Below are 25311 nucleotides of genomic sequence, written 5' to 3'. Positions count from 1 at the left end.
TATGGACAGATTTCCGAGTTTACACCATGTCCGGTCGGGATCCGGTGCCGGCAACTGCACTCTCCATCGCATCGTCCGCCTTCATGATGCTTTGTCATCCATCCCGCGTCCGGCAGGCAACTGGTACTTTTTCAACTTGTCGTACAAGGTTTTTTTCGGCACGCCAAGCCGGTCGGCTGTCGCCGCGACATTGCCTTCACTGGCTGCCAGCGCATCAGCGATCACCATGCGTTCGTAGGCATCGACCTGTTGCGGCAAGGCGAGATCGGACTCTGCCGATGATGCCGCCGAAGCGGCACCGGCCTGATCGAGAACGCCAAGCACCAGGCGGTCGGCAAAATTGCGCAGCTCACGTACATTGCCGGGCCAGTCTCGCGCCTGCCACCCGGCGATCTGCGCCTGCGTCCAGCCCGGCACCGGTCGCTGGTAGCGGATGGCCGCGCCTTGCACGAAATGCGCAAGCAAAAGCGGAATATCGTCGCGGCGCTCGGCCAGTCGCGGCAGTTCGATATTGACGACGCCAATACGGTAGTACAAGTCTTCGCGGAAGCGGCCCTGGGTACTGAGTTCCAGCAAGTCGGCCTTGCTTGCGGCAATCACCCGGCAATCGATACTGATAGCCTCATTGCCACCGAGGCGTTCAAGCTTGCGCTCCTGCAGCACGCGCAGCAACTTGACCTGCAATGCGAGCGGCATGGTTTCTATCTCGTCAAGAAATACCGTGCCGCCGTTTGCATATTCCAGCTTGCCGATGCGCCGCTTCTGCGCACTGGTAAAAGCGCCCGCTTCGTGACCGAAGATTTCGCTTTCGAATACCGATTCCGGCAAGGCGCCGCAATTGAGCGCGACAAACGGACCTTTGCGGCCGCTTGCCGCATGCAGGTGGCGAGCGACGACTTCCTTGCCGGTGCCGGTCTGGCCATTGATCAGGATATCGACCGTGGTTGGACCGACTGTGCGGATCAGCATGCGCACACGCTCGATCGCCACCGATTCGCCGATCAGCGCCGGCATGTCGGGATGCGAAGTCCAGGCTGCTTTCAGCCGCCGGTTTTCGAGCACCAGACTGCGCTTTTCCTGCGCGCGACGGACGGTTTCCATCAGGCGTTCGGCGGCAAACGGCTTTTCAATGAAGTCGTACGCGCCGGCACGCATCGCTTCCACCGCCATGTCGACATCGCCATGTCCCGTTACGACGATCACCGGCAAGTCCGCATCCATCGCGACAAGCTGCGATAACAAATCGAGCCCTGACTGGCCGGGCAGACGCACATCCGTGACGACAACGCCGGGAAATTCGGACTGCAGCAAGGCCAACGCATTCTCGGCACTTTCGCAGGCATGCACCCGAAAGCCCGCCAGCTCAAGCGTCTGCGCGGTAGCCATGCGCACCGCCTGCTCGTCTTCAATCAATATCGCTTCATGCACTGGCAACCTGCCCTCCAATTTCATTTGGGATGTCCGCCGCGAGCGGCAAGCGCACCGTAAATTCCGCGCCGCCTTCGCTCAGATTGCGTGCGCTGAGCTGGCCGTTCATGGCCTGCACGATCGATGAAGAGATGGCGAGCCCCAGGCCCAAGCCCTTGCCGGAAGGCTTGGTCGTAAAAAACGGTTCGAACAGGTGCCGGACGACATCTTCTGGAATGCCGGGCCCCGAATCGCGAATCCGGACCAGCGCTTCTTCCCCGTCGCAATCGATGGACACCGCCACCCGCCGCTCCGATGCCTGTTCGACCGCATCCAGCGCATTACGCAGCAAATTGATCAGCACTTGCTCGGTGCGTACCGCATCACCAAGCACCGCCGCGTGATGCAGGATCTCGATGTCGAGACGCACGCCGTGACGCCGGAATTCGCTGTCGAGGAGCATCGCCGACGCCTGTACCGACCTCGCGAGGTCTACGGTTGCCACCGCATCGTGGCTCTTGCGCGCGAAGCCCTTGAGCTGACCGATGATGGCACCCATGCGGGCGCTCGCGGCGCTGATCTGGCCGAGATTTTCTTCCGCCTTGGCGGCTTGGCCGCGGGCCAGGAAAGTGATGGCATTGTCGGCGAATGCACGGATCGCCGCCAGCGGCTGGTTCAGTTCATGGGTGACGCCGGCGGCCATCTGGCCCAGCATTGCAAGCTTTCCGGCTTGCACCAGTTCATTTTGCGTCGACCGCAGCAAATGCTCCGCTTCCTGCAATTTTGCATATCTCGATGCAAGATCCAGGTTCGCCTGCAACAGCTCTTGCGTGCGTTGGACGATCTTGCGGTCCAGTTCTTCGGCCGCCCGCTGCAATGCCTTGCGCGATTCGATCCGTTCTTCGAGCCGTCGCCGGCGCTGGTGGACTGCCCAAGCCGAAATCGCGCCTACCGATAACACCAGCGCCGCAGCGATGGCGGACAGCAAGGCCGACCGGTTGATCCGCGCCTGCGACGGAAACAGCATCAGTTGCCATCCGAGCCGGCTGACCGGTTGAGCGACGTGGTCGCCGAAACCGGCCTGCACTTTCTTCGGCAGCAAAGCAATCGGCTGTATCGTCCGAGCCGCGTATTGCAACGTATCCGCCAGGCGCTGCTGAGCCTGCCGGTCCAGCGGCTTCATGCTGTGATAGCGCCACTCCGGGCGGTTGCTGAGAAATACCACGCCGTTGCGATCGACCAGCGTGATCGGGTCTTCGCTGCTGCGCCAGGTCTGTTCGAATTCAGCCAGGCCGATCTTGACGGCAATGACGCCTATCGGTTCGGCCGGCTGGTGCAATGCCTCTGCATAGACAGGATGGGCGATGAAATATCCGGGTTCGCCGGTGGCATTGCCTATCCCGTAGAAACGGCCTGCCTTGCCCGCGAGCGCCTCGCGGAAATAGGGCCGGAATGCGAAATTGCGGCCGACAAAAGTCAGCGGCTCGTTCCAGTTGCTCGCGGCAAGAGTATTGCCTTCCTTATCCATCAGGTAGATAGCGCTTACCTTTGCATGCCGCTGTATCTGACTGAATAGCTGATTCAGGCGCTGGACGGTCCGGTTTTCGTCCGGCCGCAGCAGTACCCGCACGACGTCGGGATGTACGCCGAGCGTGAACGGCAGCGTCTCGTATCGCTCCAGGACCGATTCAAGGTCTAGTGCAATGATCTGCAGTTGCCTTGCGCCGGCGGCATGGATATCGTCGCCCGCCCTGCCTGCGGCAAGCAGATAGACTGCTGCTACGGCAAGAATGGCGACAGCCACGGCCAGACATATGCCAGCCTTGAACCTGACGGATTTCATGCGGTCGTCCATGCGGCGATGATAGGGGTCAAATTCGAATGCGCAGCCTTGCGGGGCTGCAGACCACATATTACCTTCGCGTAAGGTGGACGGTGAGTTGGATTTGCCATATTGCATACCGCAGCGCCTTGCATGCTTTGTGCCAAGTTTCCAGGCGCGATGCGCGGCACCCAGTAGTCCGTCTGATGCGCCCGTCTCGCACGACCCAACGCGCACAGGGCGGTTGGCCGCATACATGCATCGCACCTGTGCGGAAAGCCGCATGCCGGATATGGTTTGCCTGCCTTTGCAAAAAGGCATTTCCGGCTGGTGCCGTATTGCACCTTGCGCCGGAGACCGGAGCCGGCATCGGGTAAAATGGCGCTTTGCCGCTGCGCCTTCCCTGGCTGCAGCAAGCTTCCACTTCCAGAGATACCGTCACCCCATGCTCGACAATCTGACCCAACGACTTGCCAAAGTCGTCAAAACGATGCGCGGCGAAGCGCGCCTGACCGAATCCAATACCGCCGACATGCTGCGTGAAGTGCGTCTGGCACTGCTGGAAGCCGACGTCGCATTACCGGCAGTGCGCGAATTCATTTCGCGCGTCAAGGAAAAAGCTCTTGGCGAAGACGTCGTCGGTTCGCTGACCCCTGGTCAGGCGCTGGTCGGCGTGGTGCAGCGCGAACTGGCATCCATCATGGGCGCCGATCTCGGCCCGGAAGCATCGCAACTCAATTTTGCCACCCAGCCGCCGGCGGTCATCCTGATGGCCGGCCTGCAAGGCGCGGGTAAAACCACGACGGTCGGCAAGCTCGCGAAGTTTCTCAAGGAACAAAAAAAGAAAAAGGTGTTGACCGTTTCCACCGACGTCTACCGTCCGGCGGCGATCGGACAATTGCAGACCGTGACCGCGCAGGTGGACGCCGACTTCTTTCCATCCCATGTCACCGACAAACCGGTCGCCATCGCGCTCGCCGCGCTCGATTATGCAAAGAAGCATTATCACGATGTGCTGATCGTCGACACAGCCGGCCGCCTGGGCATTGACGAAGCGATGATGCATGAAATCGCCGCACTGCATGCGGCGCTCAAGCCTATCGAAACCCTGTTTGTGGTCGACGCGATGCTCGGCCAGGATGCGATCAATACCGCCAAGGCGTTCAACGATGCATTGCCGCTGACCGGCGTGGTGCTGACCAAGCTCGACGGCGACGCCCGTGGCGGCGCCGCACTGTCGGTGCGGCATATTACCGGCAAGCCGGTGAAGTTTGCCGGTGTTGCGGAAAAGCTGGACGGACTGGAGCCCTTCGACCCGAACCGGATGGCAAACCGCATTCTTGGCATGGGCGACATCCTCGCACTGGTCGAAGAAGCACGCAAAGGTGTCGACGTTGCCGCCGCCAAAGACTTGGCCGACAAGATCAAGGGGGGCGGCAGGTTCGACCTCAATGACTTCAAGGCCCAGCTCAGCCAGATGAAAAAAATGGGCGGTCTGTCGGGTCTGATCGACAAGCTCCCGGCGCAATTCCAGCAGGCGGCAGGCAATGCCGACATGGATCAGGCAGAAAAACAGGTGCGCCGCATGGAAGGCATCATCAATTCGATGACGCCGCAGGAGCGCGCCAAGCCCGACCTGATCAAGGCTTCCCGCAAACGCCGCATCGCCACCGGTGCCGGCGTGCAGGTACAGGAAGTGAATCGCATGCTGGCGCAATTCGAGCAGATGCAGTCCATGATGAAAAAGCTCAAGGGCGGCGGCATGATGAAGATGATGCGCGGCATGAAAGGCATGCTGCCCGGTACCCGTTAAACCGTCAATCCACGTCATCACCCCCCCGCATGACGACGGGTGGGCGTGGCTGGCGCCCAACGCGTACGGCATCGGACACGCATGGCTCATTCAGCCGCCATACCCGAAGCAGATGCCAAAGCAGTGCATCGGAACGGTGAATGATGCATCGCCAAGGCACCGATTCACTACGGCGCACACCGCGTGATGGAGGGCTGAATATACTGTCCTCCCCTCCCATCCGCCTCGCCATCGTAAACATCATGTTTCGCGGAGAGCCGCTACTGGCGCGGCTCTCCGGCTGATTCACGTTTTTTTCAAAGCCCCTTTCCCCGCCAACTCTGCAGCGCACCATCCCTTGGGGCAGCGCAGCAGCGACGCATCGCTCCGATTCCTGTTCTGCCGCACAAAGCGCATTCATCGTTTTTCCCCTATGAAGAAGCGACGGATAGCCCTCTAAAAAATCGTATTAAAACGATCAAAAAACACTTGCATACCTTGAAAAACCGCACCACTATTAGCGTTGCGTGATATGACGCAATTTCCCAACACACTTTGTGAAGGAGGCTTGAAGATGGCAACAGCCAAAAAACCCGCGGCCAAGACGGCCGCCAAGAAGCCCGCTGCGAAGAAGGTCGCAGCGAAACCTGCAGCAAAAAAAGCAGCTCCGGCAAAGAAAGCAGCTCCTGCTAAAAAAGCAGTAGCAAAGCCGGTAGCAAAGAAGGCAGCAGCAAAACCCGCTGCGAAGAAGGCAGCTCCGGCGAAGAAAGCCGCCGCTCCCGCCAAAAAGGCCGTAGCAAAGAAAGCCGCTGCACCAAAGACTCCGCGTAAACCGAACGCCGCGTTCATGAAGCCGATGACGCCGTCCGCTACGCTAGGTGCCGTGATTGGTGCAAATCCGCTGCCGCGTACCGAAGTCACCAAGAAGGTTTGGGAGTACATCAAGAAGAACAAGCTGCAAGACGATGCCAACAAACGCATGATCAATGCGGATGACAAGCTCAAAGCTGTGTTTGGCGGGAAGAAGCAAGTGTCGATGTTCGAAATGACCAAACTCATTTCCAATCACCTGCAATAATCTCTCTTTCCAGAGGCCAAACAAAAACGCCCGCATCGCGCGGGCGTTTTTGTTTTTGCGACGATGCCATCGCGATGCTGGCGACAATCGCGACTATTCCTTGAACTCCCATCTTTTCCATGCGGCCAGGACGGCGTTCGGATATTCGGGTTTGCCGCGGCTGCCGTTGTAACGGCCAAGCGCCAGATAAAGGTCGCCGCGCTCCATGTCCAGATAAAGACGCAGGATCGAGCATCCATAGCGCAGGTTGGTCTGCATCTGAAAAAGCTTCTTCCGATCGCCATCGCCGATCACCCGGGTCCAGAACGGCATGACCTGCATGTAGCCACGTGCACCGACCGACGAGACCGCATATTTGCGAAACGCCGACTCCACCTGGATCAGTCCCAGTACCAGCGAGGGGTCGAGACCGGCCCGTTTTGCCTCGTACCAGGCGGTCTGCAGGAATTCCCGTCTGACCTGGGTGTCCGGCAATTTTTTCTTGAGCCGCTCCGACATCTCTCCCAGCCAGTGCAGGTACTTGATGCGGTCCTCGATATTCGCAAACTCGGGCTTGGGCGGACGGGTATCGCTGATGGCACGCGCCAGCGCCAGCCGCACCGAATCGGCGAGCGCTTCTTCCTTCTGGTTGCCGGCATGGGCGCCGGCAAGCATCGACAGCGCTAGGCCAAGCGCCAGCAGGCGCGAAAACAAAAACATCACGTCGGGACCAGGATCAACCGTTCAGTCGCATCTGAACAAAAGCGAGCATTTCCTCCAAGGCGACCGGCGTTGCAGTTGCATCGCGACGGCCCTGATATTCAAGCTTGCCTTCTTTCAGGCCGCGGTCACCAACCACGATGCGGTGCGGCACGCCGATCAGTTCCCAGTCGGCGAACATGACGCCCGGACGCTCACCCCTGTCATCGAGAATGACGTCGACACCGGCGGCCAGCAATGCATCGTAGAGTTTGTCGGTCTCGGCTTTGACTGCTTCATTGCGGTCGTAACCCATAGGGCAGACCACGACTTCGAAAGGCGCGATCGCGGTCGGCCAGATGATGCCTTTGTCGTCGAAGTTCTGTTCGATCGCCGCACCGAGAATACGCGTCACGCCGATGCCATAGCATCCCATCTGCATCAGTTGCGGCTTGCCGGTTTCATCGAGATAGGTAGCCTGCATGTCTTCGGAATAGCGTGTACCCAGCTGGAATACGTGGCCGACTTCGATGCCGCGCTGGATTGCGAGCGTGCCTTTGCCATCGGGCGACGGATCGCCCGCCACCACGTTGCGCAAGTCGGCAACAATCGGTTCGGGAACGTCACGCCCCCAGTTGACCCCGGTGTAGTGAAAGTCCTCTTCATTGGCACCGCAGACAAAATCGCTCATGTTGGACACGGTGCGGTCGGCCACGACCTTGATCGGTTTTTTGGGGTCGACGGGCCCGAGGTAACCCGGCTTGGTACCGAACCATTCAACGATTTCACCTTCGCTGGCGAAGCGATAGTTGGCGAGGCCGGGCACCTTGCTCGCCTTGACCTCGTTGAGTTCATGATCGCCGCGCAACAGCAGCAGCCAGACTTCCTTGTCGGCGTCTTCCTTCTCCACCGTCAACACGATCGATTTCACGGTGTGCGACAGCGGCAGCTTGAGCAGCTCTGCTACATGTTCGCACTTGGCCTTGCCGGGCGTCGGCGTCTTGACTAGTGCCTGCGACGCGGCAGGACGCGATGCTGACAGCGCAACGGCTTCCGCTGCTTCCATGTTGGCGGCAAAGTCGGATTGCGGGCAGTACACCAGCGCATCTTCACCGATATCGGCAATCACATGAAATTCATGCGAACCGGATCCGCCGATGGCGCCGTTATCCGCGGCTACCGCGCGGAACTGCAGGCCGAAGCGGTCGAAGATGCGGACATAGGCGTCGTACATGATCTTGTAGGATTGCTGCATGCCCGCCACGTCGCGGTCAAAGGAATACGCATCCTTCATGGTGAATTCGCGGCCGCGCATGAGACCGAAGCGCGGACGGCGTTCGTCGCGGAACTTGGTCTGGATATGGTAGAAGTTGACGGGCAGCTGGCGGTAGGACTTGATGTCGGCGCGCACCACATCGGTAATCACTTCTTCCGAGGTCGGTTGTATCGCGTAATCGCGGCCGTGGCGGTCCTTGACCCGCATCAGTTCCGGACCCATCTTGTCCCAGCGGCCGGTTTCCTGCCACAGCTCAGCGGGTTGCACGACCGGCATCAGAAGCTCGACCGCGCCGGCGCGGTTCATTTCTTCGCGCACGATGTTTTCGACCTTGCGAATCACGCGCAAACCCATGGGCATGTAGGTGTAAATACCGGAGCCAAGGCGTTTGATCATCCCGGCGCGCATCATCAATTTATGGCTGATGATTTCCGCGTCCGACGGAGCTTCTTTAAGAGTGGAAATAAAAAATCGTGATGCGCGCATGACGGTGAATTCTTTTTAAAAAGAGAGGGTTATAATCAACTCAATTTTAAAGGATTAGCTGGCTGATGCATCCATTACCGACATATTTGATTCACGCTGTCTTCCGAAAACGGGGGGCGGCTGATGCCTGCGCCAAGCGGCGTTTGCAAAATTTGTAACGATGAGGGTCGTCTAGCCGCAGAAAGTTTTGAGGTGCAACATGCTGGACCGTGAAGGCTTCCGCCCGAACGTCGGCATTATCCTGCTGAACACCCATAACGAGGTGTGGTGGGGAAAAAGGGTGCGCGAACATTCGTGGCAATTTCCACAAGGCGGCATCAAGTTCGGAGAAACACCCGAACAGGCAATGTACCGCGAACTGGAGGAAGAAGTTGGCCTGAAGGCCGAACATGTAAAGATCGTCGGCCGGACACGCGACTGGCTGCGTTATGAAGTGCCTGACCGCTTCATCAAACGGGAAATTCGCGGCCATTACCGCGGACAAAAGCAGATCTGGTTTCTGCTGCGTATGGTCGGCCGCGACTGCGATATCAATCTGAGAGGCACGGACCACCCTGAATTCGACGCATGGCGCTGGCACGATTACTGGGTTCCGCTGGATGTCGTGATCGAATTCAAGCGCGATGTTTACCAAAAAGCATTGCAGGAATTGTCACGATTCCTGGCACGGCCGTCGCACGGACACGGCGGCGGCCAGCGCCATGGCGCCCGCTATCTTCGGCAAAACCACGCCGGCCGCACAGCGGCGGAAGCACAGGTGCCTGCAGTCAAACCAAAACCGGAATAGTCATGGCGCAAGCGATCACGCTTGCACCTGTTATTCCCAAGCCATGCCGCACAATCCGGCATGGCAAACAGAACAGCAGAAAGGATATTGCAATGCCTGCAGGAGTATTCCGTGCGGCCGCGGTGTGCACGCTGGTGCTTGTTGCCGCGTCCGCACATGCGCAGTCACGCTTTGAAGAAGATTTCAACGACGAAGATAAGCCTTGGCAGGAAATTGCCATTCAACTTCCCGCAGCACCCAAAGCCGAAAACCTGTTGCCGTTTTATTCGAGTCCATCGCAGTCGTTCTCGATCGACGCCAGCTCGGTGGCGGTTGGTAGCGATGGCGTGGTTCGTTATACTCTGGTCGCAACCAGTGAAAGCGGAGCGCGCAATGTCAGTTATGAAGGTATTCGCTGTCAGGCGCATGAGCGCAAGCTGTATGCATTCGGCCAGCAGGATGGCTCGTGGACACGCTCGCGCCGCGATCAATGGGAGCGGATTACCGGAAACGTAGTGAACCGTCAGCACGCCATCCTGGCCAAGGATTATTTCTGCGACCAATTGACGGTGGCCGGCAAAGCCGAACAGATGGTCGCAAGGATCCGCGAAAACAAGCCATTATCATCCTTGAACTATCGGTAAGATGCCAAGAAAAGCGCGGCGCTTCTTGTTGTTGGAGAGAGTGTTGCCGGCGGCGTGAGCCGCCGCGGCCTTTACAGCAAGACCATGTTGTCGCGATGGATCAGTTCCGGTTCTTCAACGAAACCGAGAATGGCAAGAATTTCGTTGGATGGGCGCCGCATGATGCGGCGCGCTTCAGAGCTTGAATAATTGCTCATGCCGCGCGCAACCGAACGCCCCGCTTCATCGATACAGGTAATGACATCACCTCGACCGAATTCGCCAGCGACTTCGATCACGCCGATCGGCAGCAATGACTTTCCCTCTGTCGTCAGCTTTTGTACGGCGCCGGCGTCCAGTACGACTCTGCCGGCAGTTTGCAGGTGATCCGCCATCCATTGCTTGCGCGCTGTCAGCTGTGCGGTCTGAGCGCTCAACTGGGTACCGATTGCTTCACCTGCTGCCAGGCGCGTCAATACCTGTTCTTCTCTACCCCAGGCGATTACGGTGTGCGCGCCGGATGTCGCGGCCCGCTTCGCTGCCAGGATTTTTGTCAGCATTCCGCCCCGGCCTATGCCGGTGCCTGCACCTCCGGCCATTGCCTCGAGCGCAGGGTCTCCCGCCTTGGCTTCGTGCACAAATTCGGCCGTCGGGTCCTTGCGCGGATCAGCGGTGTACAAGCCCTTCTGGTCTGTGAGAATGACCAAGGCATCGCCTTCGATCAGATTGGCCACCAGCGCGCCCAGCGTGTCATTGTCACCGAACTTGATTTCGTCGGTGACGACCGTATCGTTTTCATTGATGATCGGGATGACACCGAAGCGCAAAAGCGTAAACAACGTGGAACGCGCGTTCAGATAGCGCTCGCGGTCGGCAAGATCTGCGTGCGTCAGCAGCACCTGGGCCGTACGCAGATTGTGGTGCCGGAAGCTGGTCTCGTAAATCTGGGCCAGCCCCATCTGGCCGACAGCCGCACAGGCCTGCAACTCATGCACGCCGCTCGGCCGTTTGTCAAAGCCGAGACGCTGCATTCCTTCGGCAATCGCCCCCGAGCTGACTAGCACGACTTCCTTACCCAAGGCCCGCAACTGGGCAATCTGTTCGGCCCATCTCGCAATTGCCGCGCTATCCAGTCCCTTGCCATCATTGGTGACCAACGATGAACCGACTTTGATGATCAGGCGTTTGGATTTCTGGATAGCGGAATTCATATAGGTAAAAACGACAGAGACAGCGGACGGATAGGCAGGGTCGACGACGGAGAAAAGGTCGTGATGACCTCATGCTCGTCGCCTGCTGGCAAAACGCCAGCGCATTCGACTCTATTCTATGACTTTAAAGCGTGGATCGTCCGGGTCGATCGAAACAATACCGCGCGCTTCTTCGACGATGTGGGTTTCCTCCGCGCGATGCTCTTGCTGGCGTTGCTCGGCGAGGTAGTCATAGATCGCGGTGACCAATTCTTCGCAACCGTCTCTGGTCAGTGCGGAAATCTCGGACACCGGACCTTTCCAGCCGAAGCGCTTGATGAAATCCTTGACCCGCTTCTTGCGCTCGTCTTCGGGCACGACGTCCAGTTTATTGAGTACCAGCCAGCGAGGTTTGTCGTACAACGACTCGTCGTATTTCTTCAATTCCTTTACGATCGCCTTGGCTTCCTTGACCGGATCCACCGTATCTTCAAATGGTGCCAGATCGACAATGTGCAGCAACAAACGAGTACGCTGCAAATGCCGCAGGAACTGGTGACCAAGTCCGGCGCCTTCTGCGGCACCTTCAATCAGACCAGGAATATCGGCAATGACAAAGCTCTTTTCATGGCTGACGCGCACAACACCCAGGTTTGGATGCAAGGTAGTAAACGGATAGTCCGCAATCTTGGGACGGGCATTCGATACCGCTGTGATGAAGGTGGATTTGCCCGCATTCGGCATACCCAGCAAGCCGATATCGGCCAATACCTTCAGTTCAAGCTTGAGTTCGCGCCGCTCGCCTTCCTTGCCATCCGTCCTTTGCCGTGGCGCACGATTGGTCGAGGTTTTGAAATGGATATTTCCCCATCCGCCCTCGCCGCCTTTTGAGAGCAAGACGATTTGATCATGGTCTGTCAGGTCGGCAATAATTTCGCCCGTGTTGAAATCGCTGATTTGGGTACCCACCGGCATACGCAGCATGACGTCGTCCGCACCCTTGCCATAGCAGTCGGAACCACGGCCGTTTTCGCCATTTTTTGCCTTATGCAGCTTGGAGTAGCGGTAGTCAACCAGCGTGTTGATGTTGCGGTCGGCGACGGCCCAGATACTGCCGCCCTTGCCTCCGTCTCCGCCGTCAGGGCCACCAAATGGCCGGAACTTTTCGCGGCAAAATGACGCGACGCCGTTGCCGCCGTCTCCAGCAATGACTTCGATTTTTGCTTCGTCGATGAACTTCATGTTTGCCGCCAAAAATACCAATAAAAATTAAAAAAGGCCCTACCGTCGGCAGAGCCTTTTTATTGGAAGGCTTTCGCCTTTACTTGATTACTGTCTTATAGATGCGGTTGTTATGCCGGCACTACGATGACAGTGTGACGCTGCAGAGCGCCCTTGGTAGCGAACTGCACCTTGCCGTCGATCAGCGCGAACAGGGTGTGGTCCTTGCCCATGCCAACGTTTTCACCAGCGTGTACGCGGGTACCGCGCTGACGAATGATGATGCCGCCTGCATTGATGCTTTGGCCGCCGTAAACCTTGACGCCCAGTCGTTTTGACTCGGAATCGCGACCGTTGCGCGTGGTGCCGCCGCCTTTTTTATGTGCCATTTGAGACTCCTTGGTATCCGGTTAGCTCGATTGCCGATTGATCAGGCGTTGATCGAGACGATTTGCAATTCGGTGTAATTTTGACGATGGCCTTGACGCTTCTGGTAATGCTTGCGGCGGCGCATCTTGAAAATTTTGACCTTATCGTGGCGACCGTGCGCCACTACCGTAGCCTGGACCTTGGCACCTTCAACCAGCGGTGCACCGAATTTAATGGTGTCACCAGCGCCCACTGCGAGCACTTGATCAAGGGTGATTTCGGAACCAATGTCAGCCGGTATCTGTTCTACTTTGAGTTTTTCCCCAGCAGCAACTTTATATTGTTTGCCGCCGGTTTTTATGACCGCGTACATGTGAAACCTCATCGAATATGGTAAAAGAACTTTTTTCGCGACCCAGCATTGTTGCCAGACTGAATCGGGAAAACCCCTGATTATACATAGGCTTAGAACGTGCGTCAAAAGCCGTTTTCGATCATGCAGAAAGCCTCTGGGGATGGCAGCTGACGAAAAAGCAATGCTGGCGCGCCTGCGTTGTCATCGTATAATTCCGCAAATTCAACGATCCCGCAGGTTTCATCTTGTCTGCCGCTCCGCAATCCGCTACCCAGAACACGATTATTTCGCCGATCTCCGCCGACATGGAAGCGGTCAATGCGGTCATCCGCAGACAACTCCATTCCGAGGTGCCGCTGGTCAATCAGATTGCCGAGTACATCATCAGTGCAGGCGGAAAGCGCATCCGACCGGTCCTCGTCTTACTGATCGCAAATGCATTCGGCTATCGCGGCACCCATCATCATGATCTTGCGGCCGTTGTGGAGTTCATTCACACCGCAACCTTACTGCATGACGATGTGGTTGATGAATCGTCGATGCGGCGCGGACGCGAAACCGCCAATGCCATGTTCGGCAATGCCGCCTCCGTACTCGTCGGTGACTTCGTTTATTCGCGCGCATTCCAGATCATGGTCGCGGTAGGGAACATGCGGGTAATGCAAATTCTGGCCGATGCCACCAATGTCATTGCTGAAGGCGAAGTTCTGCAACTCTTGAACATGCACGATCCCGATGTGACGGAAGAACGCTACCTGCAAGTTATACGGTCAAAGACCGCCAAATTGTTTGAAGCTGCGGCACAACTGGGCGCATTGATTGCCGGCGCCGGCGAAGCCGAGATCGATGCGGCCGCAGAATATGGACGCTCGCTTGGCACGGCGTTTCAATTGATTGACGATGTGCTGGATTACAGCGGAAATGCGGACGACACCGGCAAGAACGTCGGGGACGACCTGCGCGAAGGCAAACCGACACTGCCGCTTATCTATCTGATGCAACATGGGACCGAGGAGCAACGGCAACTGGTACGCGCATGCATACAAAATGGTGACGAACAGCACTTCGATGAAGTGCTGACTGCGATTACTCATTCCGGCGCACTGGACTATACCAAGCGGGAAGCGGAAAAGGCGGCGAGACGCGCCTCCGACGCAATCGCGCCTCTGGCAGATACCAAATTTAAGGATTCTCTGCTACAATTATGCGCTTTCGCGGTCGACCGTAATCATTAGACTGGCGTTAATCGCCATAGGTTATGTCGGCACTGCAAGCGGGGTGTAGCTTAGCCTGGTAGAGCGCTACGTTCGGGACGTAGAGGCCGGAGGTTCGAATCCTCTCACCCCGACCAGATCTTGCAAAGTCCAGAAATCAACAAGCGTATGGCAAGCGTCGCATCAGACCGTAATCGCTTTCCGGACATTCTCCAGTAACCTTTCTCACGGTGACCCTTTGGATGCCGTTCCCTTATGGGCTCAAATTCTCGGGCTCGTTTTACTTCTTCTTCTATCCGGTTTCTTTTCGATTTCTGAAACAGCCATGATGGCATTGAGCCGTTATCGCGTCAGACATCTTGCATCCGGCGGTAACCGGCGCGCAACGCTGGTCCTCAAACTGCTGGATCAGACGGAACGCTTGCTTGGCGTCATCCTGCTAGGCAACAACCTCATCAATTCCGCCGCATCGGCGCTTGCTGCAAGCTTCGCCATTTATTATTTCGGCCAGAGTAAGTATGCATTGGCCATTGCGTCGGCGGCGGTGTCCTTTGCCATCATCATCTTTGCCGAAATCACCCCTAAAGTGATCGGTGCCACCTATCCGGAACGAATCGCACTGTTGGTTGCGCCCATTCTGCGCGTATTAATGGTCGTCATGAATCCTCTGGTCTGGATCACGAATCTCATCGTCAAATTTTTGTTGCGCTTGCTTCGTGTTCCGGAAAAACCCTCCGATATGGCCATGTCGACCGACGAATTGCGGTCAATCGTGCTGGAGAGCGGGCACTTTATTCCGCAAAAGCACAAGAGCATCCTGCTCAATCTGTTTGCGCTGGAAGATCTTTCTGTGGAAGACGTCATGACGCCGCGCGCGCAGATCGAAGCGCTGAACATTGCGATGCCGGTCGAGGAAATCCTGCATCAACTGGCAACCTGCTATCACAACAAGTTGCCCGTATACGAAGGTGAAATTAATCGCGTTGTCGGCATACTGCATGTGCGTAAGACGATTGCCCTGCTGGACCAGAGAGACGAACTCACCTCCGAGCATTTTCGGCACCTCCTGACGCCACCCTACTTTATCCCGGAAGATACTGGCGTCTTTACCCAGTTGCAGTATTTCCAGGAAAACCATGAGCGTCTCGGCATCGTTGTGGACGAATACGGCGAAGTACAAGGCTTGGTGACTCTGGAAGACATCATCGAAGAAATGATTGGCGAATTCACGACGTCGATGCCGGGCGCTGCGCGAGCAGAAGGTTTTGCCTGGGACGACAACGGCGAGTGCCTGGTCGAAGGCGCGACCACCCTTCGCGATATCAACAAGCATCTTGGCCTCGCCCTGCCGGTCGACGGCCCAAAGACGCTCAACGGCCTGCTGCTGGAAGAATTGCGCGACATCCCGGAAGCGGCGATCAGCCTCAAGGTTGCCGACTGTATTATCGAAATCGTCCAGGTCCAAAACCAATCGATCAAAGTCGTCAAGTTGATCAAAGGCATTTCAGCCTGATCGGACGGCTCCAGACCACGCAATCCTGCGGGCACAAACCACATCTTGTCGCCCGGCGTTACATTGAAGTAACACTCGCAAGGCATTCAGCGCAGCTTCTTGATGTCATTTTGACACAATATCTTTACAAATCAGATGCCTATAGGCATTATCTAATCCAACTTGGACGATTCTGACCTCAATACGGCTCGATAATATACATGGCGGCGGTACTTCCCAATCAAGCCACAAACGCGACCTTGCCCGGCCTTGCGCGCGCTTTGGTGCAGGCGGCCAAGCTGACTGCACAGCAGGCCGACGCCTTGAGCAAGCAGGCAACGGCGGAAAAAGTGCCATTTATCGATGTGTTGGTAGATAGCGGCAGTATCGACGGGCGCGCACTGGCAGCGTTTTGTTCCGATACCTTCGGCTACCCCCTGGTCGACTTTTCGGTCTTCAATTCCAATTATCTTCCCGATAACGTCATTGACCTCAAGCTGGTGCAGAAACAGCGCGTCATTGCACTGGCCAAGCGGGGCAACAAGGTATCGGTTGCGATTTCCGATCCGACCAATACCCATATCCTGGATCAGATCAAATTCCAGACCGAGCTTACCGTAGAACCGGTGATTGTCGAGCATGGCGCACTGCTGCAGCTGATCGAGAAACTGGGCAAGAGTGCCGAGGACAACCTCGATGAACTGATCGGCGACGACCTCGATTTCGACTTGAGCGAAGAAGAAGTCGCCGCGGCGGCCTCCAGTGAAGCGCAAAGCGCGGATATCGACGATGCGCCGGTGGTCAAGTTCCTCCAGAAGGTCTTGCTGGATGCGATCAACATGGGTGCGTCCGATCTGCATTTCGAACCTTTTGAAAAGTTTTACCGTATCCGTTACCGCGTTGACGGGGTGCTGCGCGAGATCGCGCAACCGCCGCTGGCGATCAAGGAAAAGCTGGCGTCGCGTATCAAGGTGATTTCCAAGCTCGATATTTCGGAGAAGCGCGTGCCGCAGGATGGCCGCATGAAACTCGTCATGTCAAAAAACCGGGCGATCGATTTCCGGGTGAGTACGCTGCCCACGCTTTTCGGCGAAAAAATCGTCATGCGCATTCTCGATCCCAGCCAGGCGCAGCTCGGAATTGATGCGCTGGGATACGATCCGGATCAGAAAGAATTGCTGCTCAAGGCGATCGAGCGCCCCTATGGGATGGTACTGGTGACCGGACCGACCGGCTCGGGCAAGACCGTGTCGCTTTATACCTGTCTCAACATCCTGAACAAGCCGGGCATCAATATTTCGACCGCCGAAGACCCTGCGGAAATCAACCTGCCCGGCGTCAACCAGGTCAACGTCAACGACCGTGCCGGTCTGACCTTTGCAGCAGCGCTCAAGGCTTTCCTTCGTCAGGACCCGGACATCATCATGGTGGGCGAAATCCGCGATCTCGATACGGCGGATATCGCGATCAAGGCCGCGCAGACCGGCCACATGGTGTTCTCCACCCTGCATACCAACGATGCGCCATCGACGCTGACACGCTTGATGAACATGGGCGTAGCGCCATTCAACATCGCGTCATCAGTCATCATGATTACGGCGCAGCGCCTGGCGCGCCGGCTGTGTACCTGCAAGCAGCCGATATCGATTCCGGATGAGGCTCTGCTGGCCGCCGGCTACAAGGAAGACGAACTTGACGGCAGCTGGATGCCGTACAAGCCGGTCGGCTGCGAACGCTGCAGCGGGAGCGGCTACAAGGGCCGCGTCGGCATCTATCAAATCATGCCTATATCGGAAGACATCGAGCGCATCATCCTGGCGCACGGAACCGCGCTGGAAATCGAAGCGCAGGCGCGGCGCGACGGCGTGAAGACATTGCGTGAATCCGGCCTGGTCAAGGTCAGGCTCGGGCTGACCAGCCTGGAAGAAGTACTCGGCTGCACCAACGAATAACGAGGGGATTTATATGGCAACCAGTGCCAGCAAAGGTGCGATCAACACAGGCGTCAAGGAAATCATCTACCTTTGGGAAGGGAAGGATAAGTCCGGCAAGATCGTCAAGGGAGAACTGCGAGCAGGTAGTGAAACCATCGTCAACGTCACGCTGCGCCGTCAAGGCATCCTTGTTACCAAGCTCAAGAAAAAGACTTTCCGCAGCGGTAAAAAGATCAGCGACAAGGACATCACCTTGTTTACCCGTCAGCTGGCCACCATGATGAAAGCCGGCGTGCCGCTGCTGCAATCCTTCGATATCGTGGCGAAAGGTCATTCCAATCCTTCGGTCGCCAAACTGATCCAGGATATCCGTACTGACATCGAAACCGGTAGCAGCCTGAATCAGGCGTTTCGCAAGTTTCCTCTGTACTTCGACAATCTGTTCTGCAATCTCGTGGCCGCTGGCGAACAGGCCGGTATTCTTGAAGATCTGCTGACACGTCTGGCCGTCTACAAGGAAAAAACCCAGGCGATCAAGGGCAAGATCAAGTCGGCGCTGTTCTATCCGATTTCGATTCTCGTGGTCGCATTCGTGGTGACGTCAGTCATCATGATCTGGGTTGTGCCGGCCTTCAAGGATGTGTTCAAGAGCTTTGGTGCCGACTTGCCGGCCCCGACTCTGTTCGTGATGGCGATTTCGGATTTCTTTGTCGCGTACTGGTACATCATATTCGGCGGCCTGTTCTCGGGTCTTTACCTGTTTTTCCAGTCGTGGAAGCGTTCGCCAAAAGTTCAGCGCGTGATGGACCGCGTCCTTCTGCAAGCGCCGATTTTCGGCGAGGTAATCCGCAAGGCAACCATCGCACGCTGGACACGTACGCTGGCCACCATGTTCGCTGCCGGCGTGCCGCTGGTAGAGTCGCTCGATTCGGTGGGTGGCGCATCTGGCAACACGATATATATCGACGCCACCAAGAAAATTCAGACTGAAGTCAGTACCGGCACCAGCCTGACCGCTGCGATGCAGAATTCCAATGTGTTCCCCAATATGGTCACGCAGATGGTGGCGATCGGCGAAGAATCCGGCGCACTCGATCAGATGTTGAGCAAGGTGGCCGATTTTTACGAAGCGGAAGTCGATGATGCGGTGGCGTCACTGTCGAGTTTGATGGAACCATTGATCATGGCGATCCTCGGCGTGCTGATCGGCGGCCTGGTCGTGGCCATGTATCTGCCAATCTTCAAGCTGGGCGCAGTGGTCTAATGTAAGGCTTTGTGCAGCACCCGGCCTAGGGCGCTGCACAGTTTTTTAATATGTCGGCGCATGCAAGCCGTGTGCACAAGCGATATCACTCTTTCAATGGCAGCTTGCATGCCTGTGATATTGCAGCCCCGACGATTGATCCAGTTGCACAGTACGTCGTTCCGAGGCTCGAAAAAGCACCGGCCGCCAGCGTGCAGCATTACAAGGTACGCTGAATGTTGTTTGAACCTTTTCTTTTCGCCCCGCCAGGCAGCGTGCTTGCCACCGTCTTTGTCGGCATTCTCGGTCTGTTGATCGGCAGCTTTTTGAATGTCGTGATCCATCGGCTGCCAAAGATGATGCAGCGCGAATCCGACAATTACGTCGCACATGAAAGCGGCAAACCTCTGCCGCATACGGATCGCTACAACCTGATGGTCCCGCGCTCATGCTGCCCGCACTGCGGGCACAAGATCGGCGCCCTCGAAAACATTCCGGTACTCAGCTATCTGGCATTGCGCGGCAAATGCATCCAGTGCAAGGCGCCGATTTCGCCTCGTTATCCGATCGTTGAAGCATTGACCGGTGCCTTGTCCGCCTTCCTGGTCTGGCGCTTCGGCAGCGGCGCGGCCGGATTGGCGACACTGTTGTTTGCCTGGCTGCTCATTGCGATGACCTTCATCGATGCGGACACGCAATTGCTGCCGGACGACCTGACTCTGCCTTTGCTGTGGTGCGGCTTGCTGATCAATTTGAATGGCGTATTCGTACCGCTGGATGAAGCGGTCATTGGTGCGGTCGCCGGTTATCTAAGCTTGTGGAGCGTGTACTGGCTGTTCAAGCTGGTGACCGGCAAGGAAGGCATGGGATACGGCGATTTCAAGCTCCTGGCAGCGCTAGGTGCCTGGCTGGGCTGGAAGATGCTGCCCATTATCATCCTGCTGTCCTCGCTGGTGGGAGCGGTCGTCGGCATTGCGCTGATCGTCTTTGCCCGCCATGGAAGAAACAACCCGATTCCCTTCGGACCGTATCTGGCGGCCGCAGGCGTCATCGCCCTGTTATACGGAAAATCGCTGGCGCAAGCGTATCTGGGCTTTGCGGTTTAAGATGAAGCCATGAATTCTCCTACCGCACGCAGGTTTTCGGTCGGGCTGACCGGCGGCATAGGCAGCGGCAAGACCACGGTGGCGGACATGCTGGCTGCCCGTGGCGCCGCGATGGTCGATACCGATACGATCGCTCACCAGTTGACGGCACCCGGCGGCCTGGCGATCCCCGACATCCATACGCAGTTCGGCGCAGCCTTTCTGACGGCCGAGGGCGCGATGAACCGTGCCCGCATGCGGGAATATGTATTTGCCGAAGCCAATGCAAAGGCCCGGCTGGAAGCGATCCTGCATCCGCTGATCCGCATCGAGACCGAACGTGCTGCCGCTCAGGCGCAAGGGGATTATCTGGTTTTCGTCGTGCCCTTGCTGGTTGAATCGCGCGGATGGAAGGAGCGCGTGTCGCGCGTGCTGGTCGTCGACTGTCTCGAGCAGACGCAAATCAGGCGCGTAATGAGCCGCAGCGGCCTGTCCGAAGCTCAGGTACGCGCAATCATGGCAGCGCAGGCCACGCGTACCCAACGGCTGGCGGCAGCGGACGATGTCATCGATAACGATGGCGATGCCCTGTCCCTGGTACCTCAGGTCGATCAGCTGCACGCCCGCTATGTTGCGCTGGCGCGCGAGGCGTGACGGCGCTGTTTCTGACAGCGCCGGACAACGGGGCATAGACATGTTTGGTTACGATTCGCTCGCCATGCAGTATTTGTAATTTTCGACGGCTTGGGTCAGAATCACGTAATTGTTTCCAGCCCACCTTTTCACCAAAGGGATGTCACTTTGATCATCTACGAATACCCTTTCAACGAGCGTATTCGCACGCTGCTGCGGCTGGAAGATCTCTACGATAAATTCGTTTTCTTTCTTCATCAGGAACATGCCCAGCAGCACCATATCGCGTTGTCGACGATTTTTGAAATGCTGGAAGTAGCGGGACGTGCCGACCTGAAATCCGATCTGCTGCAGGAGCTGGAACGGCAGAAAAACACTTTACTGGGATTCAAGTCCAACCCGAATGTGATTCCCGACCGGCTCAATGCGGTTCTGGCCGATATCGATCGCAGCAGCACCGCATTGATGGCGGCGCAAGGCAAGACCGGCCAGAATGTCCGCGACAATGAATGGCTGATGAGCATACGCGGACGCACCATCATTCCCGGCGGCGCCTGTGAATTCGATCTGCCTTCGTATTACGCCTGGCAGCACCGTACGCCGCAGCAGCGCTATGATGATATATCCCACTGGTTTGCACCGCTGGCCCCGCTGTTTGATGCGATAGGCGTTGTACTCAAGCTGTTGCGCGAATCGGGGCGCTCGATTACAACGGTGGCACAGGCCGGCAGCTACCAGCAAATGTTGCAGGGCAAGGTCTATCAGATGCTACGGCTGACCATCGATGAAAGCTTGGGTGCAATACCAGAAATCTCAGCCAACAAGTACATGTTGTGGGTGCGCTTTACTTCGCAGGACGGGGACATGAAGCCCAAGGCATTCGAAGGCGATGTGCCATTCGAATTAACACTTTGTAATTTCTGAGGTATGACATGGCGACCGTAGTGGATTGCCCGACGTGCGGCAAAAAGGTCGAATGGAGCGAAAAAAACAAGTATCGCCCCTTTTGTTCGGAACGCTGCAAGCAAATAGATCTTGGCGCTTGGGCCGAGGAAAAATATTCAATCCCGGCCGTGACGCCGCCTGCAGATCCGGATGAAGACGGCTCTGCGCATTGAGCATTCAAAGCAACGAGAATAGATACGAAAAGTGCGCCGCTTAGCCGGACGAGCCTGGGATCCGGTATTTGCGCAGCTTGTTGGCGATCATCGAATGCGAGGTTTTCAGGCGTTGCGCCAGCTTCCGGCTGGAGGGATATAGCGGGTACAGCTGTTCCAGCAGCATGCGCTCAAACTCTGCGATTGAACTTTGCCAGTCGTCCGTATCCGCCGATTCGGCACCGGCGGCCGGATAACCTGCACTTCTTCCCTCCTCTGGCAAATCAAGATCGGACACGTCCAGCAGGCGCTTGTCGGTCATCGTAATGGCCCTGAACACCACGTTTTGCAGCTGCCTGACATTGCCCGGCCAATTGTTGCCAACTAGTGCCGCAGAAGCCTGTGAGCTCAGGCGACAGATGGGTTTTTGCGCCTGCGTGCATGCGCCCTCGATGAAATGCCTTGCCAGCAGCAGAATGTCGTCCGGCCGGTCGCGCAGTGCAGGGACTTCGAGTTGCAGCACATTCAAGCGGTAGAACAGATCTTCGCGGAACGTACCTTCGGCGACCATCTTGCGCAGGTTGCGGTGTGTGGCACTGATGATGCGCACATTGACCTTGATCTCGCGGTCGCTGCCGATGCGGCGAAATTTGCCGTCATTTAGAAAGCGCAACAGTTTTGCCTGCAGGTATAGCGACATTTCCCCTATTTCATCAAGAAATACGGTGCCGCCTTCGGCCATTTCAATCAAACCCGGCTTGCCGCCGCGCTGGGCACTTGTGAATGCGCCGGACATATAACCGAACAATTCGCTTTCGGCCAGACTTTCCGGAAGTGCCGCGCAATTGAGTGCAAGAAACGGGGCATTGGCGCGCGGGCTGGCGCCATGACAGGCTTGGGCGACGAGTTCCTTGCCGGTTCCGGTCTCGCCGGTGATGAGCAAGGGTGCATCGACCGTCGCCACCCGTGCGCCCTGTGCCTTGAGCGCGCGAATTGCTTCCGATTCACCGAGTATGGCTTCAAAACCGCCACCTGCATGCTGCAGCGCATGCAGACGCCCGCCCAGCCGCCGTGGCGCATGCAGCGTGATGACACCGCCCACAGTAAGCCCGAGCGCGGAATCGGCCAGCTCGGACACGGGTGTGACTTCCAGCAGGAAAGGTTCGCCGCCAAGCCGGACTTCACGCGACGGGGCGCTGAACTTACTGGTCAGCAGTTCCGATTGCAGCGATGCTTCGCCAAACAGGGCCTGCAGGGTTTTTCCATGCAACTCGTTCTCGGGCAGGTGCGCAACAGCGGCGGCGGCGGCATTGGCCGCTACGATGCGCCCGGTCGCATCTACTGCCATCACCGGATCGGCCATCACCGCCATCAGGGTATCGAGATGCAGACGCCGGCGCGTGCCGGGCAACACGTCGATCACGTTGACCGCATACACACCGGCAACGCACATGACATCTTCCTGCAACGGGGGCAACAGGTCGGGTTTGAGCTGCGGGATATCGATGAAGACATCCGACGAGTCGACCTCGACGGCCACCACATTCAGGTTGCGGCGCGCCAGCACGGCGAGAATTTCATGGGCAATGCCGACGCGGTCGGCAAACTGGACGTTTATCCGCATAATCTCCTGTTTTTCGGTTCAAGCTGCCCGCGTTGTGCGGACGGCGAAGGCCTGGAGATCACTTTACCTTCGTAGCCGCAGCACGACAATAGCGCGCTAGAGCGGCTCGGCAACGTAGGCGCGCGTGCGCGACGCTGGAACGCGATAGGTATCGCGCGTGGAGACGGCCTTCAGCTTGCCGAGATCAAACGACTGGAGATGCTGCAACACCACCTGATTGATTGCCATTGTCGCCTGCATCAGCAAGAGATCGACGCCAATACGGGCTGCCGCATGCGCCGCATCCTGAGAAGCGAGCTTGCGGGGTGCGGACGATTCGGGCTTGACGGCAGCAACGCTGCGAAAGACGTCGGCCAGCGTGAGCGACCCCGAGTTAACGGAACAATACCAGGCATCCTTTTGCCGGGTATCCGGATGAACCAATCCGAACGCCTGCAGATTCGCGAGCAGGCTGCGCACGTTACGCACCGGCTGTCCCGATGCTTCGGCCAAGGCCGCCGCCGTCAGCGCGCCTGGATTAGCCATTATCAGGCGCCCCAGAAGATCGATCGCACAAGAAAACCTGGTATGCAACAACGCATCGCCGAACAGAAATTCCTGTATTGCCGGCCGCTCCGCCATTTCCGTATTCATGCCTGCACCTCTTGTGGTCTGGTGAACGTGTGGGCGGCTTTTCCATAACGATCCATGAAGAGGCCTTCCGTATCGATTTCCGGGCGTTTGCCCGACACCAGGTCGGCGACTACCCGTCCGGAACCGCAAGCCATGGTCCAGCCCAGCGTGCCATGGCCGGTGTTCAGGAACAGGTTGCGATAAGGAGTGGGCCCAACCACCGGCGTTCCATCCGGCGTCATCGGCCGCAAGCCCGCCCAGAATTGAGCGCGCGCGACGTCGCCGCCATTGGGGAAGAGATCGATGACGGAATGTTCCAGCGTTTCGCGGCGGGCATTGCGCAGGCACAAGTCATAACCCGAGATTTCAGCGGTGCCGCCGACCCGGATGCGGTCGCCCAGACGCGTGATCGCGACCTTGTAGGTTTCGTCCATGATTGTCGATTCCGGCGCGCAGGCACGGTCGTGAATCGGCACCGTGATCGAGTATCCCTTGATCGGATAAACCGGGATACGGATGCCGACGTCGCGCAGCAGCAGCGGCGAATAGCTGCCGAGTGCGAGTACATAGGCATCTGCTTTCATTTCGCCCGCAGTAGTTTTCACGGAAGCGATCTTGCGGCCGTCGGTGAGCAGGCGCTCTATGCCCACGCCGTAGTTGAAGATCACGCCGGCTTGCTCGGCCAGTTCCGCCAGGCGCTGCGTAAACTTGAAGCAATCGCCGGTTTCATCGTTCGGCAGGCGCAACGCACCGACGAACTTTTCCCGGACATGGGCCAATGCCGGTTCGACCGCGATGCAGCCGGCCGGATCCAGCACTTCGTATGGCACGCCATAGCGCTGAAGCACGGCGATATCCTGCGCCGACGCGTCAAGCTGCTTTTGCGTGCGGAATAACTGCAGTGTTCCCTGCATACGCTCGTCGTAGCTGATATGGGTGGAAGCGCGCAAGTCGATCAGACAATCGCGGCTGTATTCGGCCAGCCTGACCATGCGACCCTTGTTGATTTCGTAGCGCGTGCTGGTGCAATTCATCAGCATCTGCAAGACCCAGCGCCACATGTCGCGGTCTACGCTCGGACGAATCACCAGCGGGCTGTGGCGCATCAGCAGCCATTTGAGCGCCTTGACTGGAATGCCCGGCGCAGCCCACGGCGCGGAGTAACCGGGCGACACTTCACCGGCATTCGCGAAGCTTGTTTCCAGTGCGGCGGCCGGCTGGCGATCCACCACGGTGACTTCATGCCCCGCCTGCGCCAGATAGTAAGCGGATGCAGTACCGATAACGCCGCTGCCTAAAACGATGATTTTCACG

At 57.5% G+C, this 25311-nt stretch carries 23 protein-coding genes and 1 tRNA gene; 13 read left to right on the top strand and 11 right to left on the bottom strand.

The window, feature by feature from the left end; all coding sequences use genetic code 11:
• Nucleotides 1-81 precede the first annotated feature (81 nt).
• Together D3871_RS03890 and D3871_RS03885 are read right to left on the bottom strand one after the other, a co-directional pair.
• Entirely contained in the window at nt 82-1452 is a 1371-nt protein-coding gene (locus D3871_RS03890) for a sigma-54-dependent transcriptional regulator (protein ID WP_119767703.1), read from the bottom strand.
• On the bottom strand, nt 1421-3250 hold the full coding sequence (locus D3871_RS03885; protein ID WP_119769872.1) for a sensor histidine kinase: 1830 nt from the start codon (nt 3248-3250) through the stop codon (nt 1421-1423). The genes D3871_RS03890 and D3871_RS03885 overlap by 32 nt, the downstream gene beginning before the upstream one ends.
• Nucleotides 3251-3674: 424 nt before the next feature.
• Here D3871_RS03885 and ffh point away from each other — a divergent pair, with 424 nt between their 5' ends.
• Nucleotides 3675-5042 (top strand): signal recognition particle protein, encoded by a 1368-nt coding sequence (gene ffh, locus D3871_RS03880; RefSeq protein WP_119769871.1) that lies wholly within the window; start codon nt 3675-3677, stop codon nt 5040-5042.
• Between the two features lie 553 nt (nt 5043-5595).
• Nucleotides 5596-6099: an SWIB/MDM2 domain-containing protein gene (locus tag D3871_RS03875; protein WP_119769870.1), complete on the top strand. Its 504-nt coding sequence runs from the start codon at nt 5596-5598 to the stop codon at nt 6097-6099.
• Nucleotides 6100-6192: 93 nt separating this feature from the next.
• Here D3871_RS03875 and D3871_RS03870 read toward each other — a convergent pair whose 3' ends face one another.
• The gene (locus tag D3871_RS03870) at nt 6193-6798 is read right to left on the bottom strand and encodes a lytic transglycosylase domain-containing protein (protein WP_119767702.1); all 606 of its coding nucleotides are present in this window, start codon (nt 6796-6798) and stop codon (nt 6193-6195) included.
• Between the two features lie 16 nt (nt 6799-6814).
• Complete coding sequence (locus tag D3871_RS03865; protein ID WP_119767701.1) at nt 6815-8539, bottom strand: proline--tRNA ligase; 1725 nt, start codon at nt 8537-8539, stop codon at nt 6815-6817.
• A gap of 199 nt (nt 8540-8738) precedes the next feature.
• Between D3871_RS03865 and D3871_RS03860 the strand changes: the two genes are divergently transcribed.
• Both D3871_RS03860 and D3871_RS03855 read left to right on the top strand, forming a co-directional pair.
• Nucleotides 8739-9326, top strand: a complete 588-nt coding sequence (locus tag D3871_RS03860) for an RNA pyrophosphohydrolase (protein WP_119767700.1) — start codon at nt 8739-8741, stop codon at nt 9324-9326.
• 92 nt (nt 9327-9418) lie between these two features.
• On the top strand, nt 9419-9949 hold the full coding sequence (locus tag D3871_RS03855; protein ID WP_119769869.1) for a CNP1-like family protein: 531 nt from the start codon (nt 9419-9421) through the stop codon (nt 9947-9949).
• A gap of 71 nt (nt 9950-10020) precedes the next feature.
• On the opposite strand, the gene proB is transcribed toward D3871_RS03855, so the two are convergent.
• The 4 genes from proB to rplU form a co-directional block, all read right to left on the bottom strand.
• On the bottom strand, nt 10021-11139 hold the full coding sequence (gene proB / locus D3871_RS03850; protein WP_119767699.1) for a glutamate 5-kinase: 1119 nt from the start codon (nt 11137-11139) through the stop codon (nt 10021-10023).
• 111 nt (nt 11140-11250) lie between these two features.
• On the bottom strand, nt 11251-12360 hold the full coding sequence (gene obgE, locus D3871_RS03845) for a GTPase ObgE (protein WP_119767698.1): 1110 nt from the start codon (nt 12358-12360) through the stop codon (nt 11251-11253).
• Nucleotides 12361-12470: 110 nt separating this feature from the next.
• Nucleotides 12471-12728, bottom strand: a complete 258-nt coding sequence (rpmA, locus tag D3871_RS03840; RefSeq protein ID WP_119767697.1) for a 50S ribosomal protein L27 — start codon at nt 12726-12728, stop codon at nt 12471-12473.
• Nucleotides 12729-12769: 41 nt separating this feature from the next.
• Entirely contained in the window at nt 12770-13081 is a 312-nt protein-coding gene (rplU, locus tag D3871_RS03835; protein WP_057290114.1) for a 50S ribosomal protein L21, read from the bottom strand.
• Between the two features lie 227 nt (nt 13082-13308).
• Here rplU and ispB point away from each other — a divergent pair, with 227 nt between their 5' ends.
• The 9 genes from ispB (at nt 13309) to yacG (ending at nt 21782) form a co-directional block, all read left to right on the top strand.
• Nucleotides 13309-14298 carry an octaprenyl diphosphate synthase gene (ispB, locus tag D3871_RS03830; protein WP_119767696.1) on the top strand — a complete coding sequence of 330 codons (990 nt, stop codon included), beginning with the start codon at nt 13309-13311 and terminating at the stop codon, nt 14296-14298.
• A 39-nt stretch (nt 14299-14337) separates the two neighbouring features.
• Nucleotides 14338-14414 (top strand) — tRNA-Pro (locus D3871_RS03825).
• A gap of 101 nt (nt 14415-14515) precedes the next feature.
• Nucleotides 14516-15790: an HlyC/CorC family transporter gene (locus D3871_RS03820; RefSeq protein WP_119767695.1), complete on the top strand. Its 1275-nt coding sequence runs from the start codon at nt 14516-14518 to the stop codon at nt 15788-15790.
• 200 nt (nt 15791-15990) lie between these two features.
• On the top strand, nt 15991-17721 hold the full coding sequence (gene pilB / locus D3871_RS03815; protein WP_119767694.1) for a type IV-A pilus assembly ATPase PilB: 1731 nt from the start codon (nt 15991-15993) through the stop codon (nt 17719-17721).
• 13 nt (nt 17722-17734) lie between these two features.
• Complete coding sequence (locus D3871_RS03810; protein ID WP_119767693.1) at nt 17735-18967, top strand: type II secretion system F family protein; 1233 nt, start codon at nt 17735-17737, stop codon at nt 18965-18967.
• A 215-nt stretch (nt 18968-19182) separates the two neighbouring features.
• Nucleotides 19183-20052 (top strand): prepilin peptidase, encoded by an 870-nt coding sequence (locus tag D3871_RS03805; RefSeq protein WP_119767692.1) that lies wholly within the window; start codon nt 19183-19185, stop codon nt 20050-20052.
• Between the two features lie 9 nt (nt 20053-20061).
• Nucleotides 20062-20685 carry a dephospho-CoA kinase gene (coaE, locus tag D3871_RS03800; protein WP_119767691.1) on the top strand — a complete coding sequence of 208 codons (624 nt, stop codon included), beginning with the start codon at nt 20062-20064 and terminating at the stop codon, nt 20683-20685.
• A gap of 147 nt (nt 20686-20832) precedes the next feature.
• Nucleotides 20833-21588, top strand: coding sequence for a cell division protein ZapD (gene zapD / locus D3871_RS03795; protein ID WP_119767690.1), 756 nt, complete (start codon nt 20833-20835; stop codon nt 21586-21588).
• Between the two features lie 8 nt (nt 21589-21596).
• On the top strand, nt 21597-21782 hold the full coding sequence (yacG, locus tag D3871_RS03790; RefSeq protein ID WP_119767689.1) for a DNA gyrase inhibitor YacG: 186 nt from the start codon (nt 21597-21599) through the stop codon (nt 21780-21782).
• A gap of 40 nt (nt 21783-21822) precedes the next feature.
• On the opposite strand, the gene D3871_RS03785 is transcribed toward yacG, so the two are convergent.
• The 3 genes from D3871_RS03785 to D3871_RS03775 all read right to left on the bottom strand — a co-directional run bounded on the left by D3871_RS03785 (nt 21823) and on the right by D3871_RS03775 (nt 25310).
• Complete coding sequence (locus D3871_RS03785; RefSeq protein WP_119767688.1) at nt 21823-23385, bottom strand: sigma 54-interacting transcriptional regulator; 1563 nt, start codon at nt 23383-23385, stop codon at nt 21823-21825.
• A 96-nt stretch (nt 23386-23481) separates the two neighbouring features.
• On the bottom strand, nt 23482-24018 hold the full coding sequence (locus tag D3871_RS03780; protein WP_147376741.1) for a hypothetical protein: 537 nt from the start codon (nt 24016-24018) through the stop codon (nt 23482-23484).
• Nucleotides 24015-25310: a D-amino acid dehydrogenase gene (locus D3871_RS03775; protein WP_119767686.1), complete on the bottom strand. Its 1296-nt coding sequence runs from the start codon at nt 25308-25310 to the stop codon at nt 24015-24017. The genes D3871_RS03780 and D3871_RS03775 overlap by 4 nt, the downstream gene beginning before the upstream one ends.
• Nucleotide 25311 lies beyond the last annotated feature (1 nt).

This window comes from Noviherbaspirillum saxi, assembly GCF_003591035.1.
Lineage (GTDB): Bacteria > Pseudomonadota > Gammaproteobacteria > Burkholderiales > Burkholderiaceae_D > Noviherbaspirillum > Noviherbaspirillum saxi.
Note: the sequence above shows the minus strand (reverse complement) of the source record. Positions and strands in the feature narration are given on the sequence as shown.

What these genes read in the sequence shown, in the direction of transcription:
- D3871_RS03885 (WP_119769872.1), bottom strand. Translation starts at nt 3,250, where the DNA reads ATGAAATCCGTCAGGTTCAAGGCTGGCATATGTCTGGCCGTGGCTGTC.
- D3871_RS03855 (WP_119769869.1), top strand. Translation starts at nt 9,419, where the DNA reads ATGCCTGCAGGAGTATTCCGTGCGGCCGCGGTGTGCACGCTGGTGCTT.
- D3871_RS03805 (WP_119767692.1), top strand. Translation starts at nt 19,183, where the DNA reads ATGTTGTTTGAACCTTTTCTTTTCGCCCCGCCAGGCAGCGTGCTTGCC.
- yacG (WP_119767689.1), top strand. Translation starts at nt 21,597, where the DNA reads ATGGCGACCGTAGTGGATTGCCCGACGTGCGGCAAAAAGGTCGAATGG.
- obgE (WP_119767698.1), bottom strand. Translation starts at nt 12,360, where the DNA reads ATGAAGTTCATCGACGAAGCAAAAATCGAAGTCATTGCTGGAGACGGC.
- D3871_RS03780 (WP_147376741.1), bottom strand. Translation starts at nt 24,018, where the DNA reads ATGAATACGGAAATGGCGGAGCGGCCGGCAATACAGGAATTTCTGTTC.
- ffh (WP_119769871.1), top strand. Translation starts at nt 3,675, where the DNA reads ATGCTCGACAATCTGACCCAACGACTTGCCAAAGTCGTCAAAACGATG.
- D3871_RS03875 (WP_119769870.1), top strand. Translation starts at nt 5,596, where the DNA reads ATGGCAACAGCCAAAAAACCCGCGGCCAAGACGGCCGCCAAGAAGCCC.
- proB (WP_119767699.1), bottom strand. Translation starts at nt 11,139, where the DNA reads ATGAATTCCGCTATCCAGAAATCCAAACGCCTGATCATCAAAGTCGGT.
- rplU (WP_057290114.1), bottom strand. Translation starts at nt 13,081, where the DNA reads ATGTACGCGGTCATAAAAACCGGCGGCAAACAATATAAAGTTGCTGCT.
- coaE (WP_119767691.1), top strand. Translation starts at nt 20,062, where the DNA reads ATGAATTCTCCTACCGCACGCAGGTTTTCGGTCGGGCTGACCGGCGGC.
- rpmA (WP_119767697.1), bottom strand. Translation starts at nt 12,728, where the DNA reads ATGGCACATAAAAAAGGCGGCGGCACCACGCGCAACGGTCGCGATTCC.
- D3871_RS03810 (WP_119767693.1), top strand. Translation starts at nt 17,735, where the DNA reads ATGGCAACCAGTGCCAGCAAAGGTGCGATCAACACAGGCGTCAAGGAA.
- D3871_RS03785 (WP_119767688.1), bottom strand. Translation starts at nt 23,385, where the DNA reads ATGCGGATAAACGTCCAGTTTGCCGACCGCGTCGGCATTGCCCATGAA.
- D3871_RS03870 (WP_119767702.1), bottom strand. Translation starts at nt 6,798, where the DNA reads ATGTTTTTGTTTTCGCGCCTGCTGGCGCTTGGCCTAGCGCTGTCGATG.
- D3871_RS03890 (WP_119767703.1), bottom strand. Translation starts at nt 1,452, where the DNA reads ATGAAATTGGAGGGCAGGTTGCCAGTGCATGAAGCGATATTGATTGAA.
- pilB (WP_119767694.1), top strand. Translation starts at nt 15,991, where the DNA reads ATGGCGGCGGTACTTCCCAATCAAGCCACAAACGCGACCTTGCCCGGC.
- D3871_RS03865 (WP_119767701.1), bottom strand. Translation starts at nt 8,539, where the DNA reads ATGCGCGCATCACGATTTTTTATTTCCACTCTTAAAGAAGCTCCGTCG.
- D3871_RS03860 (WP_119767700.1), top strand. Translation starts at nt 8,739, where the DNA reads ATGCTGGACCGTGAAGGCTTCCGCCCGAACGTCGGCATTATCCTGCTG.